The sequence below is a fragment of the Pseudomonas sp. P4_C1 genome, assembly GCF_056402155.1.
Genome location: NZ_JBFUHY010000013.1, coordinates 17,676 through 41,274, shown reverse-complemented (window position 1 = coordinate 41,274; position 23,599 = coordinate 17,676). Strand labels below are relative to the sequence as shown.

Here is a 23,599-nt window from a genome sequence, read left to right as displayed (position 1 = left end):
CGAGGAGCCTGTTCATGAGTACCGAAAACCGTGCCGCCGTCATCGAGGATTTCCTGAAGAAAATCCGCGTCATCAATCAACGGGGCGTCGACCGCGCCGCGCTGGTGGAAATCGTTGTTCTGCTCGAAGCACTGGCCGAGCGTCGTGATCTGTTCAATTTCGACGCCTTCCCGGCACCGGTGCCGGGGCAGGGCAGCACCGCGTTTCGCTACCGTCTGAATGACGACGGCGACACGCCGACGCTGTACCTGAACTCGTTGTTGCCGGGTAAAAGCACAATCGCGCACAACCACGAAACCTGGGCAATCATCAGCGCCGTCGAAGGCCAGGAAATCAACTACGTGTACGGCCGTGACGACGAAGGTTGCGAACCCGGTTTCACCACCTTGCATCTGCAAAAAGAAGTGATCGTGCAACCCGGCACCTCGATCTCGTTTCTCGGCGAAGATCTGCACGGGATTCGCGTCGAAGGCGAGCAGGCGACCCTGCATTTCCACCTGTACGGCCTGCCGCTGGAATCCCTCAATGGCCGTTACGGCGTCGAGGCTGACGGACGCATTCTCAATTACAACGCCTCGCAAATGGCGCCGTCGATCAAGGCTTACGCATGATCGATCGCGCTTCAATAATTTCTTTTTCAAGCGGGACTTCCATGAGCCAGACCGTAACCCCAGCGCAATTGCAGCAGTGGCTGTTCGACGGACAGGAAATCGCCCTGTTTGATGTGCGCGAGCACGGCCAGTATGGCGAGGCCCATCTGTTTTTCGGGGTGAACCTGCCCTATAGCCGACTGGAGCTGAAGGTGCGGCGTCTGGCGCCGAATCCTCAGGTGCGGCTGGTGATCTATGACCAGAATGTCGGCGATGTCGCCGCACGTTCCGCTCAGCGCCTTCAGGCGTTGGGGTATGAGCGCGTGCACGTTCTCGAGGGTGGCGCCGAGGGTTGGCAGGCTGCCGGTTACCGACTGTTTGCCGGTGTGCATGTGCCGTCAAAGGCCTTCGGCGAGTTGGTGGAAGAGGCCAGTCACACGCCGCATGTCACCGCGCAGCAGTTGGCCGATTGGCAAGCCCTTGGCGAACCGTTGGTGGTGCTGGACGGTCGGCCGTTCGATGAGTACCGCAAGATGACCATTCCCGGTTCCGTGTGCTGCCCGAACGGTGAGCTGGGTTATCGCATCCATGACCTGGTGCCGGATGAAACCACGCCGATCGTGGTCAATTGCGCCGGTCGGACCCGCAGTATCATCGGCGCGCAAACGCTGATCAACCTGGGATTGAAGAACCCGATCTACGCCTTGGAGAACGGCACCCAGGGTTGGTACCTGGAAGATTTTCAGCTGGAGCATGGCAGCAGCCGTCGTTATGCCGATGCCGTGTCGGTCGCACCTTTGGCCGCACAGCGTGTGGCCGCCGCCCGACTGGCGGAACGCGCCGGGGTGAAAACCGTTGTGGCCGAGCAAGTCGCGCAGTGGGCCGAAGAGGCCGGGCGCAGTCTGTTTCTGTGCGACGTGCGCACTGCTGAAGAGTTTGCCGCCGGCAGTCTTCCCGGTGCACAACACACGCCGGGCGGGCAGTTGATTCAATCCACCGATCTGTACGTTGGCGTGCGTCAGGCGCGGTTGGTGCTGATCGACAGCGACGGCGTGCGTGCGCCGATTGTCGCCAGTTGGCTGCGTCAGTTGGGGCATGAAGCCTATGTGCTTGAAGGTGGCGTGAGCAGCAGTCTGGCGTTGCCCGCAATCGAGGTTGAAGCTGAAGAGACGTTGCCATTGATCACGCCATTGGCACTGGCCGATGCGTTGAAGGATGACGCGGTCGCGCTGATCGATTTGCGCCCGAGCATGGCCTATCGCAAGGGCCATATTGCCAGCTCGCGCTGGTCGATCCGCTCGCTGTTGGCGACACATGTAGCCGGTGAGAACCGGCCGTTGGTGTTGCTGGCCGATGATCCATTGCTGGCCGCATTCGCGGCGCAGGAGTTGCCCGAAACCCAGCGTGCACAGCTGCGATTGCTGGACGGCGGACTGGCTGCCTGGCGTGCGGCCGGTTTTGTTGTGGAGGAACGTCCAGACACGCCTGCCAATGATCAGTGCATCGATTTCCTGTTCTTCACCCATGATCGCCACTCCGGCAACAAGGAGGCGGCGCGGCAGTACCTGGCCTGGGAAATCGGTTTGCTGGCGCAGATGAACGACGATGAAATCGCCAGTCTTAACCCCCTGCAGTCTCAAACCCGTGACGATGCGCGGGTGCGCACGCGCCTGGTTCATGCGGCGCGTACCGGGCAAGGCGTCGGTGGTCGATCAGTCAACGTGCCGGTCACCCGTTTAAGCACCGTGCTGTTCGATAACCTGGCGCAAATGCGCGACGCCCGTGCGCGCCGTGATAGCGAGCGGGTGCTGAGTTATGGCGCCCGTGGCAACCCGACGGCCTTCGCCCTGGAAGACCTGGTCACCGAGCTGGAAGGGGGTTATCGCACGCGCTTGTTCGGCACTGGCCTGGCAGCGGTTGCGCAGGTGTTTCTGGCGTACCTGCGTCCCGGCGATCATGTGTTGATCACCGATGCGGTATACGCCCCGGTTCGGCGTCTGGCCCGGGATTTTCTTCAGCCTTTCGGCATCCAGGTCAGCTACTTCACCCCGGATGGCAGCGACCTGCAGGCGCAACTGCAAGCCAACACGAAAATGGTCTACACCGAAGTGCCAGGCTCATTGTTGTATGAATTGTGCGATTTGCCGGCCATCGCCGCCCTGTGCAAACCGCGAGGCATCCTGCTGGCCGTCGACAACACCTGGGGCTCGGGTTACCTGTACCGCCCGCTGACCCTCGGCGCGGACATCTCGATCATGGCGCTGACCAAGTACCTGTGCGGCCACAGCGATGTGGTCATGGGCAGCGTCTGCACCCGTGAGGAAACCTGGCAGCCACTGGCGGCCATGAGCGACACCTTTGGCGCCACCGTCAGCCCGGACGATGCTTATCTGGTGCTGCGCGGTGCCCGGACACTGGCAACGCGACTGGAGGTGCACGAGCGCCAGGCGCTGGAAATCGCCCATTGGTTGCAAGCGCAACCGCAGGTGAAACGGGTGTTCCATCCGGCCTTGCCCGACCATCCCGGCCACGCCTTGTGGCAACGGGATTTCAAGGGCAGTAACGGCTTGCTGTCCTTTGAGCTCAACGAAGCGGACGACGCTTATGTCGAGCGCTTCATCGATGCGTTGCAGTTGTTCGGACTGGGCGCTTCCTGGGGCGGTTTCGAAAGCCTGATTACCGTTGCCGATACCCAGGATCGCCAAAGTGCGACGGACCGTTCACTGAGTCCGGTGTTGCGATTGCATATCGGGTTGGAGGATGTCGAGGCATTGATAGAGGATTTGAAGCGCGCGTTTGCTGCCGCAACGTAAGCCCGAAGTGCCTCGGCTGTAGAAAGAACTCGGTGACGTGGCTCGGAGTCAGCCTCTTCTGCGCTTGATACACCCAAAAAACAATTCCAGATTGAGTCTTGGGGAGTGGGCTTCTATCCCTTTAAAACCAGTGACATGTCCGGGTATTTCGCGCACATGAAATCGACGAATGCGCGAACCTTCGGAGCAGCAAGGCGCCTGGAGGTGTGCAAAACCCAGAGCTCGGGTTCTACACCCGATACCGTGCCCCACTGGACCAACTCGCCACGGGCAAGCTGGTTCCATGCGATGGACTGTGGAATGAGGGCTGCACCACCGCCAGCGATAGCAGCATCGCGGATCATCAGTAACGAAGAGAACCGCAGCTTGGGGATGGGCTCCAGAACCAAGTGTCCTCCATCGAGTTTCCAGTGGGTGGGCTGGAAACTCGAAACCACGATGCTGGGAACCGGTCTGATCGCACCGGGCATGGGCTTGGGTATTTCAGGCGCAGCCACAACTACCAGCCGGTCCTTGGCGAAGCAGCGGCCGACCAGACTGCTGTCTGGGCTCGGGTTGATCCGGATGGCGACGTCAAATTGTTCCTCGACCAGGTCGACCAGGCGATCCTCCGCCACGACTTCGATTTCGACCTCCGGGTAGGCGGCACAGAATTCGGCGCCGATGCGGCCCATTGCAAGCTGGGAGAACAGGACTGGGGAGGCGACACGCAAGCGTCCGCGAGGCGTCGATACGCCCTCACGGGCCACCGTCATGGCTTCGGCCACCTCGGCCAACGGGCCTTCTGTTCGAGCCATCAGCATTTCGCCGGCTTCGGTGAGCTTCAGGCCGCGAGCGCTGCGCTCGATCAGCCTCACGCCCAGTTGTTCCTCAAGGTCGGAGATTCGGCGCGATAAGGTGGCTTTGGAGATACCGCTCGCACGGCTTGCCTTTCCCAGCCCCTCATTCGTTGCGACGAGTATGAAATCGATCAGAGCGTTCAGGTTCATTGTGTTCCATTTTTGAAACGAAGTGTCTGTATTTTGGTGTCTCTGCTTTACCTGTGCAACAGCATATCTTCTCGTCATCGGAACTCGATACGAGGAATTGTTATGAGCACCATGCAACGTGCTGTACTGATCCGGGCATACGGCGGCGCTGACGCCGCGCAAGTGACCGAGATCGAAAAGCCAGAACCAGGGCAAGGTCAGGTTCTGGTTCGAGTTCGAGCCGCTGGCGTGAACGGCATCGATTGGAAGGTCCGTGAGGGCCATGTGCGAAATGCTTTCCCGCTTCCACTGCCAATAGTACTCGGCGCCGAAATGGCGGGAGTTGTCGAGGCTGTCGGCCCCGGAGCCTCTCGCTTTCGTGTCGGCGATCGAGTCATGGGCGCGGTGGGAGGGCTGGGCGCGTACGCCGAATTCGTGAGCGTCAGTGAAGCGAGCCTTTCCCTTACGCCTGAAAATCTTGATGACGTCCATGCTGCCGCCATACCCGTAGCAGCCTTGGCGGCCTGGAAGAGTCTTCATCACGCAGGACCGATCCATCCAGGCCAGCGAATCCTTATCCATGGCGCGGCAGGGGCGCTGGGCGCCTATGCCGTGCAGTACGCCAAGCGGGCCGCCGCCGAGGTCTTCGCAACTGCGGGCACGGCTGACCTGGATTATGTGCGCAGCCTCGGCGCGGATCATGTCATCGACTATCAATCCCAACGTTTCGAGGATGTAGTCCGGGACATTGACCTGGTGCTCGATTACGTCGGGGGTGAGGTACTGGATCGCTCGTGGCAGGTGTTGGCGGAAAACGGCGTCATTGTCGGCACGTCATCACCGGACATTCTGGCGCGCACGCCGGTGAATCGCCGAGGCCTCTGGTTCATGAACAAACCCGACCCGGAATTGCTGGAGTCGCTGGCCCAGGAAATCGCCAGCGGCACGCTGCAGTCCAGGATCGGCAAGATCGTTGGCTTCGCCGACATCCCTGAGGCCATCGAACGCAATCGCAGCGTTTCACGGACTGGCAAGGTCGTTGCGGACTTCTCTCGCTGACCCACCTAAGTATCCACTGTAGGAGATTCAAAAATGAGCATTCTCGTTATTGGTGCCACGGGCACCATTGGTTCACTCATCACTCAGGGCCTTGCCGACGCGGGCGCCGAGGTCAAAGCCCTTGTGCGCCAACCTGGTAAGCGGGACTTCCCGGCCGGCGTCACTGAAGTTGTTGCAGACCTCACCGATGTACCGTCGATGCGCCTCGCGCTGTCGTCGGTGCGGACGCTGTTCCTGCTCAACGCCGTTACGCCCGATGAGTTGACGCAAGCCCTCATCACGCTGAACCTTGCACGCGAGGCTGGCATCGAGCGCCTCGTTTACCTGTCGGTGATTCATGCCGACAAGTTCACCAATGTTCCGCACTTCACCGGCAAGCATACGGTTGAACGCATGATCGAAAGCCTCGACATCCCCGCAACTATCCTGCGTCCGGCTTACTTCATGCAAAACGACCGTATGGTCCAACAGACGATTCAGAACTACTCGGTGTACCCGATGCCGATCGGCTCGGCGGGCGTCTCGATGATTGATGCACGCGATATCGCCGATGTCGCCGTTGCCGAGTTGCTGCGACGCGACAAAGCGTCTTCTGCTCTGGATCGCGTAACCCTGGAGTTGGTTGGACCGCAAGCGCTTACCGGTGCGTCCGTGGCGAAGATCTGGAGTTCCGCCCTGGGTCGCGACATTGCCTACGGCAGTGACGATGTGGCGGCCTTCGAAGGACAGCTGGCTTCGTACGGTCCCACCTGGTTGGCCTATGACATGCGCCTGATGATGGCGGGTATCCAGACGTTCGGCATGCATGCGGCTGACGGAACAGTGGACCGGTTAGAGGCCATCATCGGGCACCCGCTGCGCACCTATGAAGACTTCGTTCGCGAAGCCATTGCAGAGGTTTAAACAGCGAGGGCAGTGAGGACGGGGCGTTTGTTTTTGTGTGGGCGACAAACAAAAAATGGCCTTCCAGCCCATTAGCGCCATCAGTTGGCGGCCCCGAGTACGCTAATCGCACGTTTTAGGTTTCAGGCATTCACTGCCAAGGCCATTTCCGCTCTCGCTCCCTCCAGTTGGCGCAGCAGGAATATATGTGGCGCAGGGCATGACGTAGAGCACGTCGGAGTAATCGCCGCTGCCAGAACTGAATTTCATCTGGCAGCCGCACTCGGCCGGCTCACCGTTCACGAACGTTATCTTTTCTTCAGGCATGACTTCGTCCTTGCCGCTATAGCGGCTATGCATTAGAGATGAGAGGGAGGTATCGTCTACCCCGGACAAACAGGCGCTGCGACGCGGTTGTTTGAGCGCTGTCACTCAATACTAAGGATTGATCTTGTGCCGAACTCAGTGACTATCAAGAGAAAGGTATTGTTCGGCGACTGTGATCCGGAGGGGATTGTCTATACACCCAGGTTTTCGTATTTCGTTGTCGAGGCCATTCATGATGCCCTTACAGTCTGGCTTTCCGGTCCCGGATTAAGAACCCTGCTCGGTTTTAATCTACTGCCTCCAGCAAGGGCTTTCTCGCTAGAGTTTCTTCATCCGGTCACTTGGGATGACGAACTTTCCATGAAGGTAAGTGTTTCCAGTATTGGGCTTCACTCGTTCACATTTCTAGTCGAAGGTAATGTAGCGCCAGATGTCATGGCATTTACTTCCAGTCTTACACACGTTTGCATCTCGCCGGTTACCAGGGAAGTTATTGAGGTTCCAGAGCAACTGAGGGCGCTGCTCCAGTCTTGAGCTTGAGCGTTGTAGTCGCTCGGACGAGATTGAGCTGGGCAGGCGACTGTCTTGCGTTCCACAGCCATCCCGATCATCGGCGATTCAGTGTGCGCATCGTTTAATGCTCCTCAAGGCTAGTGCGAGCAATACATCCAGCTCGCCATTGGTAGTGACGAGCACTTAGGGGTCGATATCTGACACGCCTTGATGATTCCTGACGCCGACAATCGGGTGAATTCCTGACACCTTTGAAGCGGCGCGGAGATCGACGATGGCTATCAGTGTTTTTGACTTGTTCAAGATGGGTGTCGGCCCCTCCAGCTCCCATACCGTCGGCCCGATGCGTGCCGGGGCTTTGTTTGTCGAGTATTTTGACCAACGGGGGAGTGGAGCATGCTGCAACTGACCGAGTCTGGCCGGCCACAACCGCCGGTGCTGCGTATTGGCTTCTGGTTGATGGAAGCCTTCGATTTGTATGCCCTTGCCAATGCGCTGGAGCCATTACGCCAGGCCAATCAGTTGGCGGGGTGCAATGTTTGCCAATGGCAAATGCTTAGCCTGGACGGACAGCAACTGAACGCCAGCAACGGCATCGCAACCGCCACTGCACGACTGGATCAGGCACAAATGTTCGATGTATTAATCCTCTGCGGTGGGGATAACCTGCATCTTCGAACTGAAAATCCAGACTTGCTCCAGCAGCTGAACCACTGGGCGAGGCAACCGATCAGCCTGGGGGCGTTGGGTAAGGCCGGTTGGCTACTGGCGCAGATTGGCGCGCTGGATGGTTTCCGCTGCAGTTTGCCGGAGCCCATCCCATCCCTGACCTTTGCTGCTTTGCGCGAGTTGACGCCGGTAGCGGCACCGTTCTGTGTCGATCGCCAACGCCTGACCTGCGTCGGCCCGCAGGCCGTTCAAGGGTTGATGCATGAGCTTCTCGCCCGGACCCACGGGCGTGGTCTGATACTGCGGATGGAAAAACATGCAGCACGCCAGGCCCGGCCGCTACTTCCTTTGCGTGACGCCCCGGAAAAACTTCAAGCAACACTGGCACTGATGAACGAGGACTTGCGCCGAACGCTGGGTATCGACGAACTGGCCGACACCATGGGCATTTCCCGGCGACATCTGGAACGGCTGTTCAAGCGCAGTCTGGGTTGTTCGCCGTCCCGACACTACCTGGACTTGCGGCTGCAACAGGCGCGCCAGTTGTTGCGGGCCGGTGAACATTCCTTGTCAGATGTCGCCGGGGAGTGCGGTTTCGTCTCGGTGCAACATTTCTCGCGCTGCTATCGCCAATACTTCGGAGCACACCCTCGCGATCATATGGGCGCGAGCTTGCTCACGAAGGTGCAGAATCAGCGGGTAGCAATGTTGAACGCACCGGCCACATCGCGAGCAAACACGCTAGCGCACTGACTGCGTTGCCAATGCCTCCGCCAAGCGGCTTTTATCGTGCTTGGCGGGGGCATTTTTGTTTCTGCCGGGGGGATCCGGGACCAGATTCCCAAACAGCGGATATGACCAACTACGGGTCGGATTCGCACAAAAAACCTCACCTTGCATCTGTTCGAATGATCTTCAGCGGCCCGCCAGATTGGCGCCTTCTGTTGCTCAAACAATGACAAGGATAAATGACATGCAAATGCCGAAAACCATCCAGATCAAGAACGGCGAAAAAGTGAATCCGACGTTCTCGGCTCAGGAATATGCCAACCGCCAGGCCAAATTGCGGGCTTATCTGGCGCAGAACAATATCGACGCGGCGGTCTTCACGTCTTATCACAACATCAACTACTACAGCGATTTCCTGTACTGCTCCTTCGGGCGTCAGTACGCGCTGGTCGTGACCCAGGACAGCGCCGTGACCATCAGCGCCAACATTGATGGCGGTCAGCCATGGCGCCGTACCGTCGGCACTGAAAACATCGTCTACACCGACTGGCAGCGCGACAACTACTTCGTCGCGATCCAGCAGGCCTTGCCCAAGGCCGGGCGCATCGGCATCGAGTTCGATCATCTGAACTTGCTCAATCGCGACAAACTCGCCAGCCGCTATCCGCAGGCTGAGCTGGTGGATATCGCCGCACCGTGCATGCGTATGCGCATGATCAAGTCCGCCGAAGAACACGCGATCATTCGCCATGGCGCGCGTATAGCGGACATCGGTGGTGCGGCCATCGTCGAAGCCTTGCGTGATCAGGTTCCAGAATACGAAGTTGCCCTGCATGCCACTCAGGCGATGGTGCGCGAAATTGCCCGCACTTTCCCGGATTCCGAACTGATGGACACCTGGACCTGGTTCCAGTCCGGTATCAACACCGATGGTGCACATAACCCGGTCACGTCGCGCAAGGTCAACAAGGGCGACATCCTCAGCCTTAACTGCTTCCCGATGATTGCCGGTTACTACACCGCACTGGAACGTACCTTGTTCCTGGACCACTGCTCCGATGAGCATCTGCGCTTATGGGAAGTTAACGTTAAAGTGCACGAGGCCGGTTTGAAGCTGATCAAACCAGGCATGCGCTGCTGCGATATCGCGCTGCAATTGAACGAGATTTTCCTGGAACACGATCTGCTGCAATACCGCACCTTCGGCTACGGCCACTCCTTCGGTACGCTGAGCCATTACTACGGGCGCGAAGCCGGGCTGGAATTGCGCGAAGACATCGACACGGTGCTGGAGCCAGGAATGGTGGTGTCCATTGAACCGATGATCATGCTGCCCGAAGGCCTTCCAGGTGCCGGCGGGTATCGTGAACACGACATCCTGATCGTCAACGAACAGGGTGGGGAAAACATCACCAAGTTCCCGTATGGCCCGGAACACAACATCATCAAGAAGTAAGATCCCGCGCCGCACAGTGAACCTGTGCGGCGTTTTGTTTTGACGAGTGGCGAAAAATCTTCCCGGTGGCTGAGATAAACCGGAACAAAACAATGCATGCACACTAAATAGCGCGCAGCATTTACCGAGCCTTGACCCTGCCAAGTAAAACAATAGAGGGTTTTGTCATGTTCTACGCCTCGACTCTTCGTTTCGATCACCACACCTCTGACACCGGAGGTGCCCAATGAGCACCCAAAGCGCAAGCCTGACGCCGACCCTGGCGCAGAAACTTGAACAGACCGCCGAGCGCAAGGCCCTGCGGCGCGCGGCCAGTGCCAGCTTCATGGGCAATTTCGTCGAGTGGTTCGACTATGCGGCCTACGGCTACCTGGCAACCGTCATCGCGCTCACGTTTTTTCCGCAAACCGACAAGACGACCGCGCTACTGGCGACGTTCGCCGTGTTTGCGCTGTCATTTATCGTCCGCCCGCTGGGGGGACTGGTCTGGGGCCACTTCGGTGACAAATACGGGCGGCGTAGTGCGCTGTCCTGGTCGATTCTGATCATGTCGATCTCGACCTTTTGCATCGGCATCCTGCCGACCTACAACCATATCGGCCTGTGGGCACCGGCCTTGTTGTTGCTGATTCGCTTGTTCCAGGGTTTTTCCGCTTCAGGTGAATACGCCGGGGCCTCGGCCTTTCTCGCCGAGTACGCGCCCGAGGGTAAACGCGGTTTGTACACCAGCATTGTCCCGGCGAGTACGGCGGCAGGTTTGCTCTTCGGCGCGGTCTTTGTCGCCGGCCTGCATGCGTGGATGAGTGTCGAGGATTTGCACAGCTGGGGCTGGCGTTTACCCTTTCTGCTGGCAGCGCCATTTGGGCTGGTGGGGCGCTACATCCGCATGAGTCTGCAAGACACGCCCAAGTTCCTGGAGATGGAAAAACGCCTTGAAGCAAAGGAATGCGCAACCCACGCTCCGGTTCGCGAATTGCTGACCGTGCACCGACGCAAAGTGATGATCGGGATCGGCGCGACCTGCCTGAATGCGGTGGCGTTCTACTTGTTGCTCAGCTACATGCCGACCTACCTGTCCACCGAAATGGGTATGAGCGAGAGTGATTCGTTCCTGGCATCCACCGTATCGCTGGCGACCTACATCGGGCTGATCTTTCTGATGGGCAAACTGTCGGATCGGTTCGGGCGCAAAACCATGCTGCTGACCGCTTCAGTATTGTTCTTGGCGCTGACATTTCCGCTGTTCGGGATGTTGGAGAATCAGCCGCTGATGGTGATTCTGATGATCCAGATTGCTTTCGGCGCGATCCTGGCGATGAACGACGGCACCTTGCCGTGCTTCCTCGCCGAGATTTTCCCCACCCGCGTCCGCTTCAGTGGTTTTGCCTTCAGCTTCAACATCGCCAACGCGGTGTTCGGCGGCACCGCGCCGTTTATCGCGACCTGGCTGATTCAACTGACCGGCAACAAAATGGCCCCGGCCTGGTATCTGTTGGCGGCAGCGGCGGTGGCATTGATTGCCATGTTGGCGAGTCGGGAAACGGCGCATAAGGCGTTGCAGGACTGACCCGCCCTCGACATGAAACACAACCGGCCCGCGAGGGTGACATTGCGGACGCCATCGCGGGCAAGCCGGATCGCCGCACCGCCGCTCCCACAGGGGTTTTCAGTGCATAGGGATTGTGTATCCACTCAAGATTCCTGTGGGAGTGGGCTTGCCCCGGGCGGCGTTCCGACGAAGAGGCCAGCCCGGCCAACATCAATGTCGAATCAATGCACCGCCGCTACTTGCTTGCGCTCACCCATCGGCGATACGCCAAAGAAACGGCTGTAGCATTTGGAGAAATGCGCAGGCGAAACGAAGCCGCAGGCGAGGGCGATATCACGTACCWGCGATTCGCTGCGCAGCAATAATTGACGCGCCCGTGCAAGGCGCAACTCCAGGTAGTACTGACTCGGCGTGCGCTGCAGGTGCTTGTGAAACAGGCGTTCGAGCTGGCGCACCGACACCTCGTTCAACCGCGCAAGTTCCTCAAGGCCCACCGGCTCCTCGAGATTGGCTTCCATGATCGCCACCATCTGGCTGAGCTTGGGCTGCGAGGTGCCCAGCTTTTGCCGCAATGGCACACGCTGTTGTTCCTGTGCATTGCGTACCCGATCACACAACAACAACTCGGCCGCATGGGCTGCGATATCGCGACCACCAGGTTCGCGGGCGATCAGCTGCAGGGTCATGTCCATGGAGGCCACGCCACCGGAGCAGGTGTAGCGATCACGGTCCAGCTCGAACAGCTGGTTGGAAATGATGATCCCCGGAAAACGCTCTTTCAGTGCTTCGATGTCTTCCCAGTGAATCGTGCAGCGATAACCCTTGAGTAGATCGGCGCGCGCCAACAAGTGGCTGCCAGTGCAGATCCCGCCCAGTGGTACCTGATCATGCGCCAGCTTGCGTAGCCAATTGAGCAGTGGTCGGCTGCTGTGATTGGAGACGATCGGGTTTGATCCGACAACGAACAGCATGTCGAGTTTGGGTGCATCGGTGATGGTATGGTCAGGCAGGATGCGCATGCCGTTGCTGGCCGTCACCGGCTCCAGGCTGGCGGCGATGATGACCGTGCGGAACATCGGTTTGCGCGCGGCCAGGTTGGCCATGCGCAGTGTTTCCACGGCGGAGGCGAAGCCGATGGTGGTGAAGTTGGGGATGACCAGGAAACCCACGGTTTTCACCGGTCGTTGTTCATTCGCCGAACGTCCTGCGGCGGGTTGCGCCACCCGGAGTTTCGCCATTATTACCGCTCCTCAACTGCATCAGTGACAGGCGCCGCGGCAAGCTGCCGATACGGGCAACGTCATCTCGTTCTTGTGATTGTAAGCCGTGTTTACAGGCTCCAGGATTTTACTGTGTGTGTCCGGTCAATGGACCGTGACGAAAGTCTTATGCACGCAAGATGTCATGAGTCTCGATTGGCCGCAGGGGTGTAGAACACGTGGGGTGTAAGGCATGAGTGATCAACAAAAAAACCGGCCAGCTCCGTGGTGGAGAGCGGCCGGAAAGAGGTGAACGAGGATGAGTGTTGCTATCGTGGGTAGCGGTTCAAGCGTTTTCGGTTCGTGCAATGTCGACGGCTTGCACTGTCTTCTTCCTGGCGTTGAAGATTGCACCCATACAGACGATGGACAGTGTCAGCGCACCCGTCGCAACAACTTCCATGCGATGCTGCGGCAAGATCAGCATGACCACCAGGATGCTCAAGATGCAGGCAATGACCAGGTAGCTGAGCCAGGGGAAAAACCACATCTTGAACGCGATCGGTTGCCGCGAAGCATTCATCTTCTTGCGCAGTACCAGTTGCGAAACAGCGATGACCAGATAGACCAGCAGCGCAACGGCACCGGAGCTGGCCAGGAGGAAGGAGAAGACTTCGTTGGGCGCAAAGTAATTGAGTGCCGTGGTCAGAAAACCGACCGCTGTGCTGGCCAGCACAGCGATATAAGGCACCCCTGAAGACGACGTCTTCTGCAGCAATCGAGGGCCATCACCGCGTTTGCTCAGGGAGTAGACCATGCGTGACGCGGTATAGATGGCTGAGTTGAGGCAGCTGGCTACAGCAATCAGCACGACGATATCGACGATCATTTTCGCGTGTGGAATGTTCATCAACTCGAGCGCCCTCTGATAAGAGCCGACTTCCATGAGCATGGGGTCGTTCCAGGGGACGATGGAGATGATGAGGAATACCGAGACGATATAGAAAATCCCCATTCGCCAGACGACGGAGTTGGTCGCGCGGGTGATCTGTTTGGCGGGGTTTTGCGATTCGGCAGCGGCAATGGTGACGATTTCCGTGCCCATGAAGCTGAACACGGTAGTGAGCATCGCGCCGATGACGGCGGTCATGCCATTGGGCATGAAACCACCGAACTCATGACTTAGTTGAACGACTCCACTCACCGTCGTATCCGGTAATCCGCCCACCAGGGCAAGCGCGCCAAGCGCGATAAACCCCAGAACCGCGATGACTTTGAGCATGGCGAACCAGAACTCGAACTCTCCGTACCGGGCGACACTGAACAGGTTGGTCAATGTCAGCAGGCCGGTGACCGCTATGGCGAACTCCCAGGTCTGAATGGCGGGAAACCAGGCGTGCAGGATGGCGGCAGCGGCGATGGCTTCAATCGGAATGACCAGTACCCAGAACCACCAGTACAGCCAGCCGATGGTGAAGCCGGCGCTGCGTCCCATCGCCCGCTCGGCGTAGGTCGAAAACGATCCTGTATCGGGCGACGCTACGGCCATCTCTCCCAGCATGCGCATCACCAGCACGACCAGGGTGCCGGAAAAAATGTACGCCAGGATGGCGGCCGGCCCCGCCGAGGCGATGGCGTGTCCTGAACCGATGAACAGGCCTGCGCCAATGGCACCGGCAATGGACAGCATGGTGACGTGACGCTGCTTGAGGCCTGGGGCCAAGGTTGAGCTGCTGGACATGAGACTTACCCTTTTTTTGTTCTACTTGGGGAGGGTGAAGCATTACCGCGGGATATTTGTTTCGGCACGTCCGGGTGCTCTTCAGGTGTCCAATTCAAAGGCCTCGCGCACCGCGGCGCTGATGCCCGAGATACAAACGTCGAGAATCAGCTCGCCTTTCTCGCGACTGGAACCTTTAGGCGATGACAGGGTTCCGCAGGCCGGCGTGCGCTCCGCGATGATGGGAAACACGTCGTAAGGTGGGAAGGTCGCGGGAGGATGATCGACCGCACGACTCAGATCGACCTTGTCGGGGTGCAGGGCCAGCATCAAAGAGGTTTCGAAAATACCGCCATGCTCGATATCCCAGCCGAGGAATCCCTCGGGATATAGCTTTTCGATGACCGCAGGATCGTTGACGAAGTCCCAATAGGACAGCACGACGACCTTGAAGTCACTGATGCCACCGTAGCGAAGCTCCCGAAGGGCAAGGTCTATGCCCTCGACAATGAACATCGAGTTTTCAAAGTGCCCGTTCATCATCACCAGTTTGCGTGCGCCATGGCGTGCAAGTTCTCTGATGATGTCCTGCACGGTATGGGTCAGCGTGGCGCCATCGAGGCTGGTTGTTCCCGGGAAGTGGTTGCCGCCGCCTGATTTCTGCTGAGACTTGTAGCCATAGGCGAGGGCAGGCAAGACCAGGCCGCTGACGTTCTGCGCTACCGCCTTGCATATCGCGGTAGGCAGCAGTACATCGACTTCCATGCACATGTGATGTCCATGCTGTTCCAGTGCACCCACGGGCAGAAAGATCGGGCTGCCGGCAGCGACCTTCTCTGCATACGCAGGCCAGGTGAGTTCTCCAATAACGACACTGTTGTTCATCTACACACCCTCTGAAAGTGTTTGACCGTTGGTAATTTTCAACCGGTGGTTGGGGGCGTTTGCCTATCGTCTGACCGACCTTGCGGATTGCAGGAGTCGAAGGTGGCGCGTGAATCAATTCGATCAGAGGGGGAGGGTGCAGAATTGTCTGAATCCGACCCGTAAATGACAAAACACCCTCTGATTTGTCATTTCTGTCCGGTTATCGGATTGGGGCTCGTCGCTTTTGCGTGAAAAGGGGCATGAGTCGGATCTGACAAAGTCCAGGTCGAGCGCGCACAAAAACGGGTGATGGCGACCTGCTGCAATGCATCCAGCCAGCGAATGATGCTGTGGTTGGCAGCGATAGCAGGCAGCAGGCAAGAGCAAAAGGATGAGACGGACAGGAGCAGTTTTCATCAGAGCCACTTTCCATCACCAGGCGAGACAATAATGAAAAATCGCATCGACCTTTCACGCCGTACATTCCTCAAGACCTCMAGCATCCTGGCAGGCACCGCAGCGCTTTCTGGTTTGCTGCCCTTGAGAAGCTTCGCCGCAGCGGAAAAAGAACTGGTCATACTCGCATGGGCCGGACACGCAGAGCCGGACATCGTCGCTGAGTTCGAGCGCAAATATGGGGTCAAGGTCCGGGCCAAGTACTACACCGGCGGCGACAACATGCTGGGGTTGATCTCTCAGTCCCCGCCCGGCACTTTCGACCTGATCCTGTCCGACGCCGAATATGTCCAGCAACTCAATGCCGCCGAGTACATCGAGCAACTTGACCCCGCTGACTACCCCTTCGATGACTTCTACCCAGAGTTCCAGCATTTTCCCGGCCACTGGCAGGGGGACAAGCTCTACTCGGTCCTGATTCGCTTTGGCTTCCTCGGTATCGCCTACAACACCCGACTCGTTCCCGAAGCCAAGGTGCACAGCTATGACGTGTTCTGGGACGAAAGCCTCAAGGGCAAGGTTGGACACTTCGACTGGCACTTGCCGAATCTCGGACAGATCAGCTTGATGAATGGCAACGCGCGCCCGTACGACATCGATACCGCGCACTGGCAAACGGTGCAGCAGAAGATGATGAGCCTGCGTGCGCAAATCGGCGGCTTCTTCGATTACGGCGGAACCTTTTCTTCACTGAAAAATGGTCAGATCCATGCCGTGTGCGGCATCGGCGACTGGATCACCGGTGTCTTGCAACGTGCCGGCGCACCGGTGAAAACCGTATTGCCGAAGGAGGGCGGGTTGCAATGGACGGAGTCTTACTGCATCGCTAAAAAAGCACACAGCCCGGAACTGGCGAAGAAGTTCATCCAATACATCACCTCACCCGAAGGCCAGGTCAAGTCGGCGAAGATGGCCGCTTATCCAGCGCTGATCCCGAGCAAAAAGGGCTGGGAACTGCTCAACCAGACCGATCCCGCCGAGGCGAAGCGCCAAGGCATGCTGCTCGGTCARCGCAACGTCATGGATGACATACGCGATGGTCGTATCAAGTACCGCGAACTCCCGGTCCGGCAGAGTCTGGATGAGTGGAATGACTTCTGGTCGCAATACAAGGGTGCTTGACGAGACGAGTGGAGGTGGTCGCTATGATTTCAGACAAGTTGAAGGCTTCGCCGTCAGGGCTTTCGGGAAATACCGATGCCCAAACGCAGCATCCCGGCAAGAAGGTGTGGCGCTTGCCGTTGTTTGGCCTGTGTTTCTCGATGCCAATCCTGATCTGGCAATTGATTTTCTTCGTATTCCCGCTGGCGTTTCTGGTGGCCATCAGCTTTTGGCTTGTACGTAACTTCCGGATGGTGCCGACGTTCGAATGGCTCAACTGGAGCTACATGTTCAGCCGCGGCTTCTTTTGGGATGCCTACGTCCATACCCTCGCCATGGCGGCGGGTGCCACTGTGCTGGTCAGCCTGGTGGCCTTTCCCTGCGCTTATACGATCGCCTTCAAGTTTCGCGAGTCGRCAAAGCAGCTGCTGGTGTTGCTGCTGGTCACGCCGTTCTTCACCAGCTACCTGGTGCGCACCTATTCATGGCAGGTGTTCCTCAGCGATAACGGCATCTTCAATGCCGCGCTCGGTCTGCTCGGGCTGGAGCCGTTTACCATGCTCAATACAGCGTTCGGTACTTATATTGGCTACTTCACGCTGTGTCTGCCATTGGTGGTTTTGCTGCAACTGTTCAGCCTGATGTACATCGACAGTTCATTGATCGAGGCGGCGCACAACCTCGGCTGCGGACGATTGCGAACGGTGCTGCTGGTGGTGGTGCCGTCGGCGCGGATCGGCATCGTGGTTGCGGCGCTGTTCTGCTTCATCCTGACCTTCGGCGACTTTGTCAGCCCGCTCTACCTGGGTGGTGGTCAGCCGCCGACCTTGAGTACGCTGATCACGGACACCACCAAGTCCGGCCAGCAATGGCCACGCGCGGCGGTGATCGCAACGATGATGATCGTGACGTTGCTCATCGCCGCTTTTGGTGCGGTTCGTTTCGCTTACCGGAGGCGCGCATGAACGAGCATCGGTTGATCAACTTCTTGCTTCGCAGCTTTGTCGTCATGGTGTTCCTCTTCATCTTTTTGCCGATTGCCGGCAGCTTCGTGTTCTCGTTCAGCATTGACCGTTTCCCTTCCTTGCCACTGGGCGGTTTCAGCCTGCACTGGTACGAGACGATCGCCAGCGATCCGGCGGTCTGGCAGGCATTCAGGAACAGCCTGACGGTGGGTGTGGTCGTGTCGCTGGTATCAACCCTGCTTGGGTTTACGGCGGCTTACACAGACTTCCGTTACCAGTTCTTCGGCAAGTCGATCTACATGGCGCTTGCGCTACTGCCGCCCACCATTCCGGTGGTGATCATGGGGCTGGCGATGCTGGCTTTCCTGTCGCGGGTCGGGCTATCCGGCGAGATCTACGCGGTGATGATCAGCCATGTCGTGATGTGCGCACCGTTCGCCATGGCGGTCATCAGGATGCGCCTGGCGCAGATGGATCCGAACATCGAGGCGGCGGCCTGGAACCTGGGGGCCAATCAATGGAAGGCCATGCGTCATGTGATCCTGCCATTCACGGCGCCGAGCATTTTCGCCGCGCTGTTCGTGACCATGGCCGTTTCCTTCGATGAGTTCGCTGTCGCCTGGTTCGTGTCGGGGCTTAACGAAACGGTGCCCGTGCGCATCCTCAATACGCTGCAAGGGCAGGTGAGCCCGACCATCAACGCGATCGGCACCATCGTCTTCATCACGACCATGACCCTAGTGATCCTCGCGCAACTGCTGTTGATGCGGCGGCGTAAGCCCGCCAGTGCCTGATACCACCCTGACAATCATCCGAACACGAAGGATTCAGCCATGACTCAACCGTTGGTGGTATTCGACAACGTGGTTAAACATTTCGATAGCTATCAGGCCGTCGAACGTATGAGCCTGGAGATTTACAAAGGTGAGTTCGTCGCGATCATGGGGTCGAGCGGCTGCGGCAAGACCACAACGCTGCGCATGCTCGCGGGGCTGGATAAACCCAGTGAAGGCGAAATTCGTCTTAACGGTGAGCGCATCAATGATCTCTACTCCTGGGAACGGGAGACGCCGCTGGTCTGGCAAAACCTGGCGCTGTTCCCGTTTCTTGACGTGCTGGAGAACGTCGAGTTCGGTCTGCGAATGAGAGGGATGGCCAAGGCTGAGCGACGCAAGAAGGCGCTACTGTGGCTTGAACGGCTTGGATTGGAGGAGTTCGCCACTCGCGATATAAGCCTGCTCTCCGGTGGCCAGCGGCAACGCGTGGCGTTGGCACGCTCGTTGGTCACCGAACCGCCGATCCTGCTGCTCGACGAGCCCCTGAGCGCCCTCGACGCTCATCTGAGTGTGCGCATGCAAGGCGTGCTGACTGGACTGCAGAAGGACCTGGGTATCACCTTTGTCTACGTCACTCACAGTCAATCCGAAGCCTTTGCAATGGCCGATCGTGTAGTGATCATGAGTCGCGGCCGGGTCGAACAGATCGGCTCGCCGCAGGACGTTTTCCTTGAGCCTCACAACCGCTTCGTTGCCGGGTTCGTTGGCGGTAAAAACATCCTTGATTGCACCGTCGTTGGCTTCGACGATAGCGGGTTGGTTTGCCTCGATTCGGAGCACGGTGGATTCCTGGCGCGGCTGCCTGAGGGTAAAACGGTTGTTCCCGCTGAGCGCGTTACAGTCTGCGTCAGCGCCGAGCATATCGACCTGACCGCGCAGCCTATGCGACGCAACCGGCTGAACTGCACCGTCGTCGGTGAAGAGTTCATCGGCTCGATGGTCAACATCTATCTCGAAGCCAGCGGCGGGCTTGAGTTGCAGGTGCAGAAACGGCATGCCGATTACAACTTGCCTGGCGTGCACTGCGGGCAAAAAATCTTCGCCGAGTGGGATGGCGCGCATGCGCTGATTCTGCGTGGGGACTGACTCGCTGGTTTGTAACCAGGCATTGATAATGCAAGCGCACCACTTGAATCAGCAGTGGGCCAATGGTTTGCAGGTAACTATCCGGCTGGCATCAATTGCAATCAGCAACTCGGGTTCTTCGAGGATGATTTTGGTCGATGAAATGGATTTCCCCTATTTTTCCCCCCACAAAAACGTCGGCTCTTGATGGCCGTCACTGGACTCTCGTAGAGCAGAACACTGCTGGAGCTCAAGTAAGTACTTGCAGCTTCAATAGCGGCTGACTTTGAAGGGGAGGGGAATGGTGTTACTTGAGGGCAGACGCAGAGATTTTGGAGTAAGTGTCGATATCAGTTGTGGCAAGCAGGCAGCGGCCATCTTTGAATTTTGCGTAGAAAGTTATTTCCTTTTCTTTGTCACTTAGCCACCAGCCCGCAACCAGTCCAACCGGACCTAAAAGCAATGCTCCAGCCAGGCTCCATCGAATAACGCTTCCTTTCTTATTAACTATTTCCTCGGTTGCTGTTTCTAAAGTTTCTATTTTTGAAAGGGGTATTTTTATTTTAAGGGAAGGTTTTACTGCGGATTTTAAAATGAACAGTCCAGATTGAAATTCAGCAGCACCTGTCAGAAAGTCACCGGATATTACCGTTATCTTCGACATGGTGTTTCTCTTCTGATCAGGTTTAGCCAGCTGACTACTGGGCTCCAAAGGTCTCTGTCAGTCAATCGACTTACGACAAAAGGTGAGACCGACAGTCACCCCATCGATACCAGATCCTGGGCATTCACAACCGTCATGCCGAGGCGGTCGGCGATCAGCACTTCCAGTCGTGCACCTTTCGAATGCTCCCAGCCAGGGAGCGTGGCCACGGTGTTGCAGTCCATCAGGGCGGCGATGTCGCGGCGCATGCAGTCGCTTTGATGTATTGGTTTGCAGTTGTCTCTTTACGTTGTATACGGAAATTCATATATTCGATAAACCGTATATGAGCTGAGGCTTCACAATGACTGGCAAAGCCCGTGTCCTCCTTCACGAAATTCATGAGCGCATCAAGATGTTCGTCTTGGTCAAAAACAAACACTGAGAACTGATATGGCTGACCATCTGACACCGACTACTGTTTTCAAATGCCTGGCTGACGATACTCGGGTCCGCACGATGATGCTCATCACCCGTGAAGGAGAGCTATGTGTTTGCGAGCTGACCTGCGCGCTGAACGAGAGTCAGCCAAAAATCTCCAGGCACCTCGCACAACTGAGAACCTGTGGCCTGTTGGCGGACCGTCGGCAAGGCCAATGGGTCTATTACCGACTGCACCCCAATCTGCCGGATTGGGTTCATCAAGTGCTGACCACTGCACTGGAAAGCAACAAGCATTGGTTGAGTCCTGATGCCAAACGCCTTGATGAGATGGGCGACCGTCCCGAACGGGCACTCGCCTGCTGTGAAAGCCAGATCGCCTGATTCCGCCTTCGACCCTGCCCATATCGACTACATCGGCCAGTTCGACACCCAGTCGAACGCCCACTGACAACAGATACAGAGCACAACAACATGACTATCAAAGTTGGCATAAATGGTTTTGGCCGGATCGGTCGCCTCGCTCTGCGAGCAGCCTGGAGCTGGCCAGAGTTTGAATTCGTGCAGATCAACGATCCGGCAGGGGACGCGGCGACTCATGCCCACCTGATCAACTTCGACTCGGTGCATGGCCGTTGGCACAACGAAGCCAGCGCCGAAGGCGATCATGTCGTGATTGGCGGCAAGCGCGTCAAAGTAACGGCCAACAAGGCGATTGCCGACACCGATTGGTCGGGCTGCGATCTGGTGATTGAAGCCAGCGGCAAGATGAAAACCGTCGCGGTGTTGCAGGCCTACCTGGACCAAGGCGTGAAGCGTGTGGTGGTCTGTGCACCGGTCAAGGAGCAGGGCGCCTTGAACGTGGTGATGGGCGTTAACCAGCACCTGTTCGACCCTGCGCAGCACCGCATTGTGACCGCCGCCTCCTGCACCACCAATTGCCTGGCCCCTGTCGTCAAAGTCATCCACGAAAAGCTGGGCATTCGCCACGGCTCGATCACCACCATCCACGACCTGACCAACACCCAGAGCATCCTCGATCAGCCGCACAAGGATCTGCGCCGTGCGCGTGCCTCCGGAATGAGCTTGATCCCAACCAGCACCGGCTCGGCCACCGCCATTGCCGAAATCTTCCCGGAGTTGCGCGGACGTCTGAATGGTCACGCGGTACGGGTGCCGCTGGCCAACGCTTCGCTGACTGACTGTGTCTTTGAAGTCGAGCGGGCCACCACTGTCGAAGAAGTGAATCAACTCCTCAAGGACGCTTCAGAGAATGAGTTGAAAGACATCCTCGGTTTCGAAGAGCGTCCATTGGTGTCCATCGACTACCGTACCGACCCGCGCTCATCGATCATCGATGCGCTGTCGACCATGGTCATCAACGGCACCCAGGTCAAACTCTATGCCTGGTACGACAACGAATGGGGCTATGCCAATCGCACCGTCGAACTGGCCAAAATGGTCGGTCTGGCGGTCTGAGGAGCGGTCATGAAAGCGTTGTCAGCCCTCGCTCCGCAAGTGCGGCAGTACCTGCTCGTGACGGGCAACTACTGGGCCTTCACTCTCACTGATGGCGCCTTGCGCATGTTGGTGGTGCTGCACTTTCACACGTTGGGCTACAGCCCACTGCAAATCGCGGCATTGTTTCTGTTCTACGAAGTCTTTGGCGTGATCACCAACCTGGTGGGTGGCTACCTCGGCGCCCGGCTGGGGCTGAACCGAACCATGAACATCGGGCTGGGCCTCCAGGTCGCGGCGTTACTGATGCTGACGGTTCCAGTGGCCTGGCTGACCATCCCTTGGGTGATGGGCGCGCAGGCGCTGTCGGGGGTTGCCAAAGACCTGAACAAGATGAGCGCCAAAAGCTCCATCAAGCTTCTGGTTCCGGATGGGCAGCAGGGCAAGCTCTACCAGTGGGTGGCGATCCTCACTGGCTCGAAGAACGCACTCAAGGGTGTCGGCTTCTTTCTTGGCGCAGTCTTGCTGGCATTGATCGGCTTCAAAGGCGCCTTACTGGCCATGGCCAGCGTACTGGCGCTGATCTGGATCGGCAGCTTGATCCTGTTGAGGAAGGACCTGGGCAAGGCCAAAGCCAAGCCAAAGTTCCGCGACATCCTGTCCAAGAGCCGGGCGATCAATATCCTTTCTGCGGCACGGATGTTCTTGTTCGGCGCCCGCGATGTCTGGTTCGTGGTGGCCTTGCCGGTGTACTTGAGCAGCGTGTTCGGCTGGGACTTCTGGAAGGTTGGCGGCTTCCTTGCGACCTGGGTGATTGGCTACGGCATCGTACAGTCCTTCGCGCCCCACATCACCGGCAAGAAGCGTGGACACGTACCGGATGGTCGTGCGGCATTTCTGTGGGCGCTGGCACTGGCCGGTCTGCCTGCTGCCATTGCTCTCGGGCTGAACACCGGGCTGTCGCAACAGGTGGTGCTGTTGGGTGGATTGATGGTTTTTGGTGCGTTGTTCGCGGTGAATTCGTCGCTCCACAGCTATCTGATCGTGTCCTACGCCAAGGAAGATGGTGTGTCACTGGATGTGGGTTTTTATTACATGTCGAACGCCATGGGACGGCTGATAGGTACGGTGCTTTCCGGCTGGATTTATCAGGTCTATGGATTGGGTGCGTGCTTGTGGATATCGAGCGCGTTCGTACTTCTCGCTGCCTTGATTTCCATAGGTCTGCCCAGGCATTCTGCGTCGCTGCTTGACGACGTAGTCTAGTGTTTTCCGAGGGCGGCTATTTAGCGG

Annotated in this window: 22 protein-coding genes and 2 pseudogenes; 17 read left to right on the top strand and 7 right to left on the bottom strand. The window is 58.0% G+C overall.

Annotation, left to right across the window (positions count from 1 at the left end; all coding sequences use genetic code 11):
* The first annotated feature begins 14 nt into the window (after nucleotides 1-14).
* Both AC1DU9_RS11320 and metC read left to right on the top strand, forming a co-directional pair.
* A complete protein-coding gene (locus tag AC1DU9_RS11320; RefSeq protein WP_223457278.1) occupies nucleotides 15-611 on the top strand; it encodes a cysteine dioxygenase family protein in 597 nt (198 codons plus the stop codon).
* Nucleotides 612-652: 41 nt separating this feature from the next.
* A complete protein-coding gene (metC, locus tag AC1DU9_RS11315; protein WP_477810163.1) occupies nucleotides 653-3,403 on the top strand; it encodes a cystathionine beta-lyase in 2,751 nt (916 codons plus the stop codon).
* A gap of 113 nt (nucleotides 3,404-3,516) precedes the next feature.
* Here metC and AC1DU9_RS11310 read toward each other — a convergent pair whose 3' ends face one another.
* Nucleotides 3,517-4,392, bottom strand: a complete 876-nt coding sequence (locus AC1DU9_RS11310; RefSeq protein ID WP_223457282.1) for a LysR family transcriptional regulator — start codon at nucleotides 4,390-4,392, stop codon at nucleotides 3,517-3,519.
* A 102-nt stretch (nucleotides 4,393-4,494) separates the two neighbouring features.
* Between AC1DU9_RS11310 and AC1DU9_RS11305 the strand changes: the two are divergent.
* The 3 genes and pseudogenes from AC1DU9_RS11305 to AC1DU9_RS11295 all read left to right on the top strand — a co-directional run.
* Nucleotides 4,495-4,779 (top strand): annotated as a pseudogene (locus AC1DU9_RS11305) (alcohol dehydrogenase catalytic domain-containing protein); the annotation flags it as partial.
* A gap of 108 nt (nucleotides 4,780-4,887) precedes the next feature.
* A complete protein-coding gene (locus AC1DU9_RS11300) occupies nucleotides 4,888-5,430 on the top strand; it encodes a zinc-binding dehydrogenase (protein WP_477810187.1) in 543 nt (180 codons plus the stop codon).
* A gap of 33 nt (nucleotides 5,431-5,463) precedes the next feature.
* Complete coding sequence (locus tag AC1DU9_RS11295) at nucleotides 5,464-6,333, top strand: NmrA/HSCARG family protein (protein WP_477810162.1); 870 nt, start codon at nucleotides 5,464-5,466, stop codon at nucleotides 6,331-6,333.
* Nucleotides 6,334-6,435: 102 nt separating this feature from the next.
* Here the strand turns inward: AC1DU9_RS11295 and AC1DU9_RS11290 are convergent, their stop codons facing one another.
* Nucleotides 6,436-6,639 (bottom strand): hypothetical protein, encoded by a 204-nt coding sequence (locus tag AC1DU9_RS11290; RefSeq protein WP_477810190.1) that lies wholly within the window; start codon nucleotides 6,637-6,639, stop codon nucleotides 6,436-6,438.
* Nucleotides 6,640-6,765: 126 nt separating this feature from the next.
* Here AC1DU9_RS11290 and AC1DU9_RS11285 point away from each other — a divergent pair, with 126 nt between their 5' ends.
* The 5 genes and pseudogenes from AC1DU9_RS11285 to AC1DU9_RS11265 all read left to right on the top strand — a co-directional run bounded on the left by AC1DU9_RS11285 (nucleotide 6,766) and on the right by AC1DU9_RS11265 (nucleotide 11,573).
* On the top strand, nucleotides 6,766-7,173 hold the full coding sequence (locus AC1DU9_RS11285) for an acyl-CoA thioesterase (protein ID WP_108217673.1): 408 nt from the start codon (nucleotides 6,766-6,768) through the stop codon (nucleotides 7,171-7,173).
* Between the two features lie 253 nt (nucleotides 7,174-7,426).
* A pseudogene (locus AC1DU9_RS11280) lies at nucleotides 7,427-7,537 on the top strand (serine dehydratase beta chain); the annotation flags it as partial.
* Nucleotides 7,538-7,548: 11 nt separating this feature from the next.
* Nucleotides 7,549-8,574 (top strand): GlxA family transcriptional regulator, encoded by a 1,026-nt coding sequence (locus AC1DU9_RS11275; RefSeq protein WP_223457287.1) that lies wholly within the window; start codon nucleotides 7,549-7,551, stop codon nucleotides 8,572-8,574.
* Between the two features lie 220 nt (nucleotides 8,575-8,794).
* Complete coding sequence (locus AC1DU9_RS11270) at nucleotides 8,795-10,006, top strand: M24 family metallopeptidase (RefSeq protein WP_108217669.1); 1,212 nt, start codon at nucleotides 8,795-8,797, stop codon at nucleotides 10,004-10,006.
* A gap of 226 nt (nucleotides 10,007-10,232) precedes the next feature.
* Entirely contained in the window at nucleotides 10,233-11,573 is a 1,341-nt protein-coding gene (locus AC1DU9_RS11265; RefSeq protein WP_223457289.1) for an MFS transporter, read from the top strand.
* A gap of 203 nt (nucleotides 11,574-11,776) precedes the next feature.
* Here AC1DU9_RS11265 and AC1DU9_RS11260 read toward each other — a convergent pair whose 3' ends face one another.
* The 3 genes from AC1DU9_RS11260 to AC1DU9_RS11250 all read right to left on the bottom strand — a co-directional run bounded on the left by AC1DU9_RS11260 (nucleotide 11,777) and on the right by AC1DU9_RS11250 (nucleotide 15,359).
* Nucleotides 11,777-12,793, bottom strand: coding sequence for a GlxA family transcriptional regulator (locus AC1DU9_RS11260; protein WP_477810161.1), 1,017 nt, complete (start codon nucleotides 12,791-12,793; stop codon nucleotides 11,777-11,779).
* 307 nt (nucleotides 12,794-13,100) lie between these two features.
* Complete coding sequence (gene gabP, locus AC1DU9_RS11255; protein ID WP_223457293.1) at nucleotides 13,101-14,495, bottom strand: GABA permease; 1,395 nt, start codon at nucleotides 14,493-14,495, stop codon at nucleotides 13,101-13,103.
* Between the two features lie 81 nt (nucleotides 14,496-14,576).
* A complete protein-coding gene (locus AC1DU9_RS11250) occupies nucleotides 14,577-15,359 on the bottom strand; it encodes a creatininase (RefSeq protein ID WP_223457296.1) in 783 nt (260 codons plus the stop codon).
* A 432-nt stretch (nucleotides 15,360-15,791) separates the two neighbouring features.
* Here AC1DU9_RS11250 and AC1DU9_RS11245 point away from each other — a divergent pair, with 432 nt between their 5' ends.
* Genes AC1DU9_RS11245 through AC1DU9_RS11230 form a run of 4 tightly spaced genes read left to right on the top strand, consistent with a single transcriptional unit; the run spans nucleotide 15,792 to nucleotide 19,785 of the window.
* Complete coding sequence (locus AC1DU9_RS11245; protein WP_477810160.1) at nucleotides 15,792-16,919, top strand: extracellular solute-binding protein; 1,128 nt, start codon at nucleotides 15,792-15,794, stop codon at nucleotides 16,917-16,919.
* A gap of 23 nt (nucleotides 16,920-16,942) precedes the next feature.
* Nucleotides 16,943-17,863 (top strand): ABC transporter permease, encoded by a 921-nt coding sequence (locus AC1DU9_RS11240; RefSeq protein WP_477810159.1) that lies wholly within the window; start codon nucleotides 16,943-16,945, stop codon nucleotides 17,861-17,863.
* Nucleotides 17,860-18,657 carry an ABC transporter permease gene (locus AC1DU9_RS11235; RefSeq protein ID WP_223457303.1) on the top strand — a complete coding sequence of 266 codons (798 nt, stop codon included), beginning with the start codon at nucleotides 17,860-17,862 and terminating at the stop codon, nucleotides 18,655-18,657. Before AC1DU9_RS11240 ends, AC1DU9_RS11235 begins: the two co-directional genes overlap by 4 nt.
* A 39-nt stretch (nucleotides 18,658-18,696) precedes the next feature.
* Nucleotides 18,697-19,785: an ABC transporter ATP-binding protein gene (locus AC1DU9_RS11230; RefSeq protein ID WP_223457305.1), complete on the top strand. Its 1,089-nt coding sequence runs from the start codon at nucleotides 18,697-18,699 to the stop codon at nucleotides 19,783-19,785.
* A gap of 286 nt (nucleotides 19,786-20,071) precedes the next feature.
* Here the strand turns inward: AC1DU9_RS11230 and AC1DU9_RS11225 are convergent, their stop codons facing one another.
* On the bottom strand, nucleotides 20,072-20,428 hold the full coding sequence (locus AC1DU9_RS11225) for a hypothetical protein (protein WP_223457307.1): 357 nt from the start codon (nucleotides 20,426-20,428) through the stop codon (nucleotides 20,072-20,074).
* A gap of 95 nt (nucleotides 20,429-20,523) precedes the next feature.
* Nucleotides 20,524-20,676 carry a DUF4406 domain-containing protein gene (locus tag AC1DU9_RS11220; protein WP_223457309.1) on the bottom strand — a complete coding sequence of 51 codons (153 nt, stop codon included), beginning with the start codon at nucleotides 20,674-20,676 and terminating at the stop codon, nucleotides 20,524-20,526.
* Between the two features lie 184 nt (nucleotides 20,677-20,860).
* On the opposite strand from AC1DU9_RS11220, the gene AC1DU9_RS11215 reads away from it, so the two are divergent.
* The 3 genes from AC1DU9_RS11215 (at nucleotide 20,861) to arsJ (ending at nucleotide 23,572) form a co-directional block, all read left to right on the top strand.
* Nucleotides 20,861-21,232, top strand: coding sequence for a metalloregulator ArsR/SmtB family transcription factor (locus AC1DU9_RS11215; protein ID WP_223457311.1), 372 nt, complete (start codon nucleotides 20,861-20,863; stop codon nucleotides 21,230-21,232).
* Nucleotides 21,233-21,322: 90 nt separating this feature from the next.
* Nucleotides 21,323-22,327, top strand: coding sequence for an ArsJ-associated glyceraldehyde-3-phosphate dehydrogenase (locus AC1DU9_RS11210; RefSeq protein ID WP_223457313.1), 1,005 nt, complete (start codon nucleotides 21,323-21,325; stop codon nucleotides 22,325-22,327).
* A 9-nt stretch (nucleotides 22,328-22,336) separates the two neighbouring features.
* Entirely contained in the window at nucleotides 22,337-23,572 is a 1,236-nt protein-coding gene (gene arsJ / locus AC1DU9_RS11205; RefSeq protein WP_223457315.1) for an organoarsenical effux MFS transporter ArsJ, read from the top strand.
* The last annotated feature ends 27 nt before the right edge of the window (nucleotides 23,573-23,599 follow it).

Bases quoted from the DNA above. Each gene is read 5' to 3' on its own strand.
- AC1DU9_RS11290 (WP_477810190.1), bottom strand. From the start codon at position 6,639: ATGCCTGAAGAAAAGATAACGTTCGTGAACGGTGAGCCGGCCGAGTGC.
- arsJ (WP_223457315.1), top strand. From the start codon at position 22,337: ATGAAAGCGTTGTCAGCCCTCGCTCCGCAAGTGCGGCAGTACCTGCTC.
- gabP (WP_223457293.1), bottom strand. From the start codon at position 14,495: ATGTCCAGCAGCTCAACCTTGGCCCCAGGCCTCAAGCAGCGTCACGTC.
- AC1DU9_RS11275 (WP_223457287.1), top strand. From the start codon at position 7,549: ATGCTGCAACTGACCGAGTCTGGCCGGCCACAACCGCCGGTGCTGCGT.
- AC1DU9_RS11270 (WP_108217669.1), top strand. From the start codon at position 8,795: ATGCAAATGCCGAAAACCATCCAGATCAAGAACGGCGAAAAAGTGAAT.
- metC (WP_477810163.1), top strand. From the start codon at position 653: ATGAGCCAGACCGTAACCCCAGCGCAATTGCAGCAGTGGCTGTTCGAC.
- AC1DU9_RS11225 (WP_223457307.1), bottom strand. From the start codon at position 20,428: ATGTCGAAGATAACGGTAATATCCGGTGACTTTCTGACAGGTGCTGCT.
- AC1DU9_RS11215 (WP_223457311.1), top strand. From the start codon at position 20,861: ATGGCTGACCATCTGACACCGACTACTGTTTTCAAATGCCTGGCTGAC.
- AC1DU9_RS11265 (WP_223457289.1), top strand. From the start codon at position 10,233: ATGAGCACCCAAAGCGCAAGCCTGACGCCGACCCTGGCGCAGAAACTT.
- AC1DU9_RS11320 (WP_223457278.1), top strand. From the start codon at position 15: ATGAGTACCGAAAACCGTGCCGCCGTCATCGAGGATTTCCTGAAGAAA.
- AC1DU9_RS11310 (WP_223457282.1), bottom strand. From the start codon at position 4,392: ATGAACCTGAACGCTCTGATCGATTTCATACTCGTCGCAACGAATGAG.
- AC1DU9_RS11230 (WP_223457305.1), top strand. From the start codon at position 18,697: ATGACTCAACCGTTGGTGGTATTCGACAACGTGGTTAAACATTTCGAT.
- AC1DU9_RS11210 (WP_223457313.1), top strand. From the start codon at position 21,323: ATGACTATCAAAGTTGGCATAAATGGTTTTGGCCGGATCGGTCGCCTC.
- AC1DU9_RS11295 (WP_477810162.1), top strand. From the start codon at position 5,464: ATGAGCATTCTCGTTATTGGTGCCACGGGCACCATTGGTTCACTCATC.
- AC1DU9_RS11235 (WP_223457303.1), top strand. From the start codon at position 17,860: ATGAACGAGCATCGGTTGATCAACTTCTTGCTTCGCAGCTTTGTCGTC.
- AC1DU9_RS11220 (WP_223457309.1), bottom strand. From the start codon at position 20,676: ATGCGCCGCGACATCGCCGCCCTGATGGACTGCAACACCGTGGCCACG.
- AC1DU9_RS11250 (WP_223457296.1), bottom strand. From the start codon at position 15,359: ATGAACAACAGTGTCGTTATTGGAGAACTCACCTGGCCTGCGTATGCA.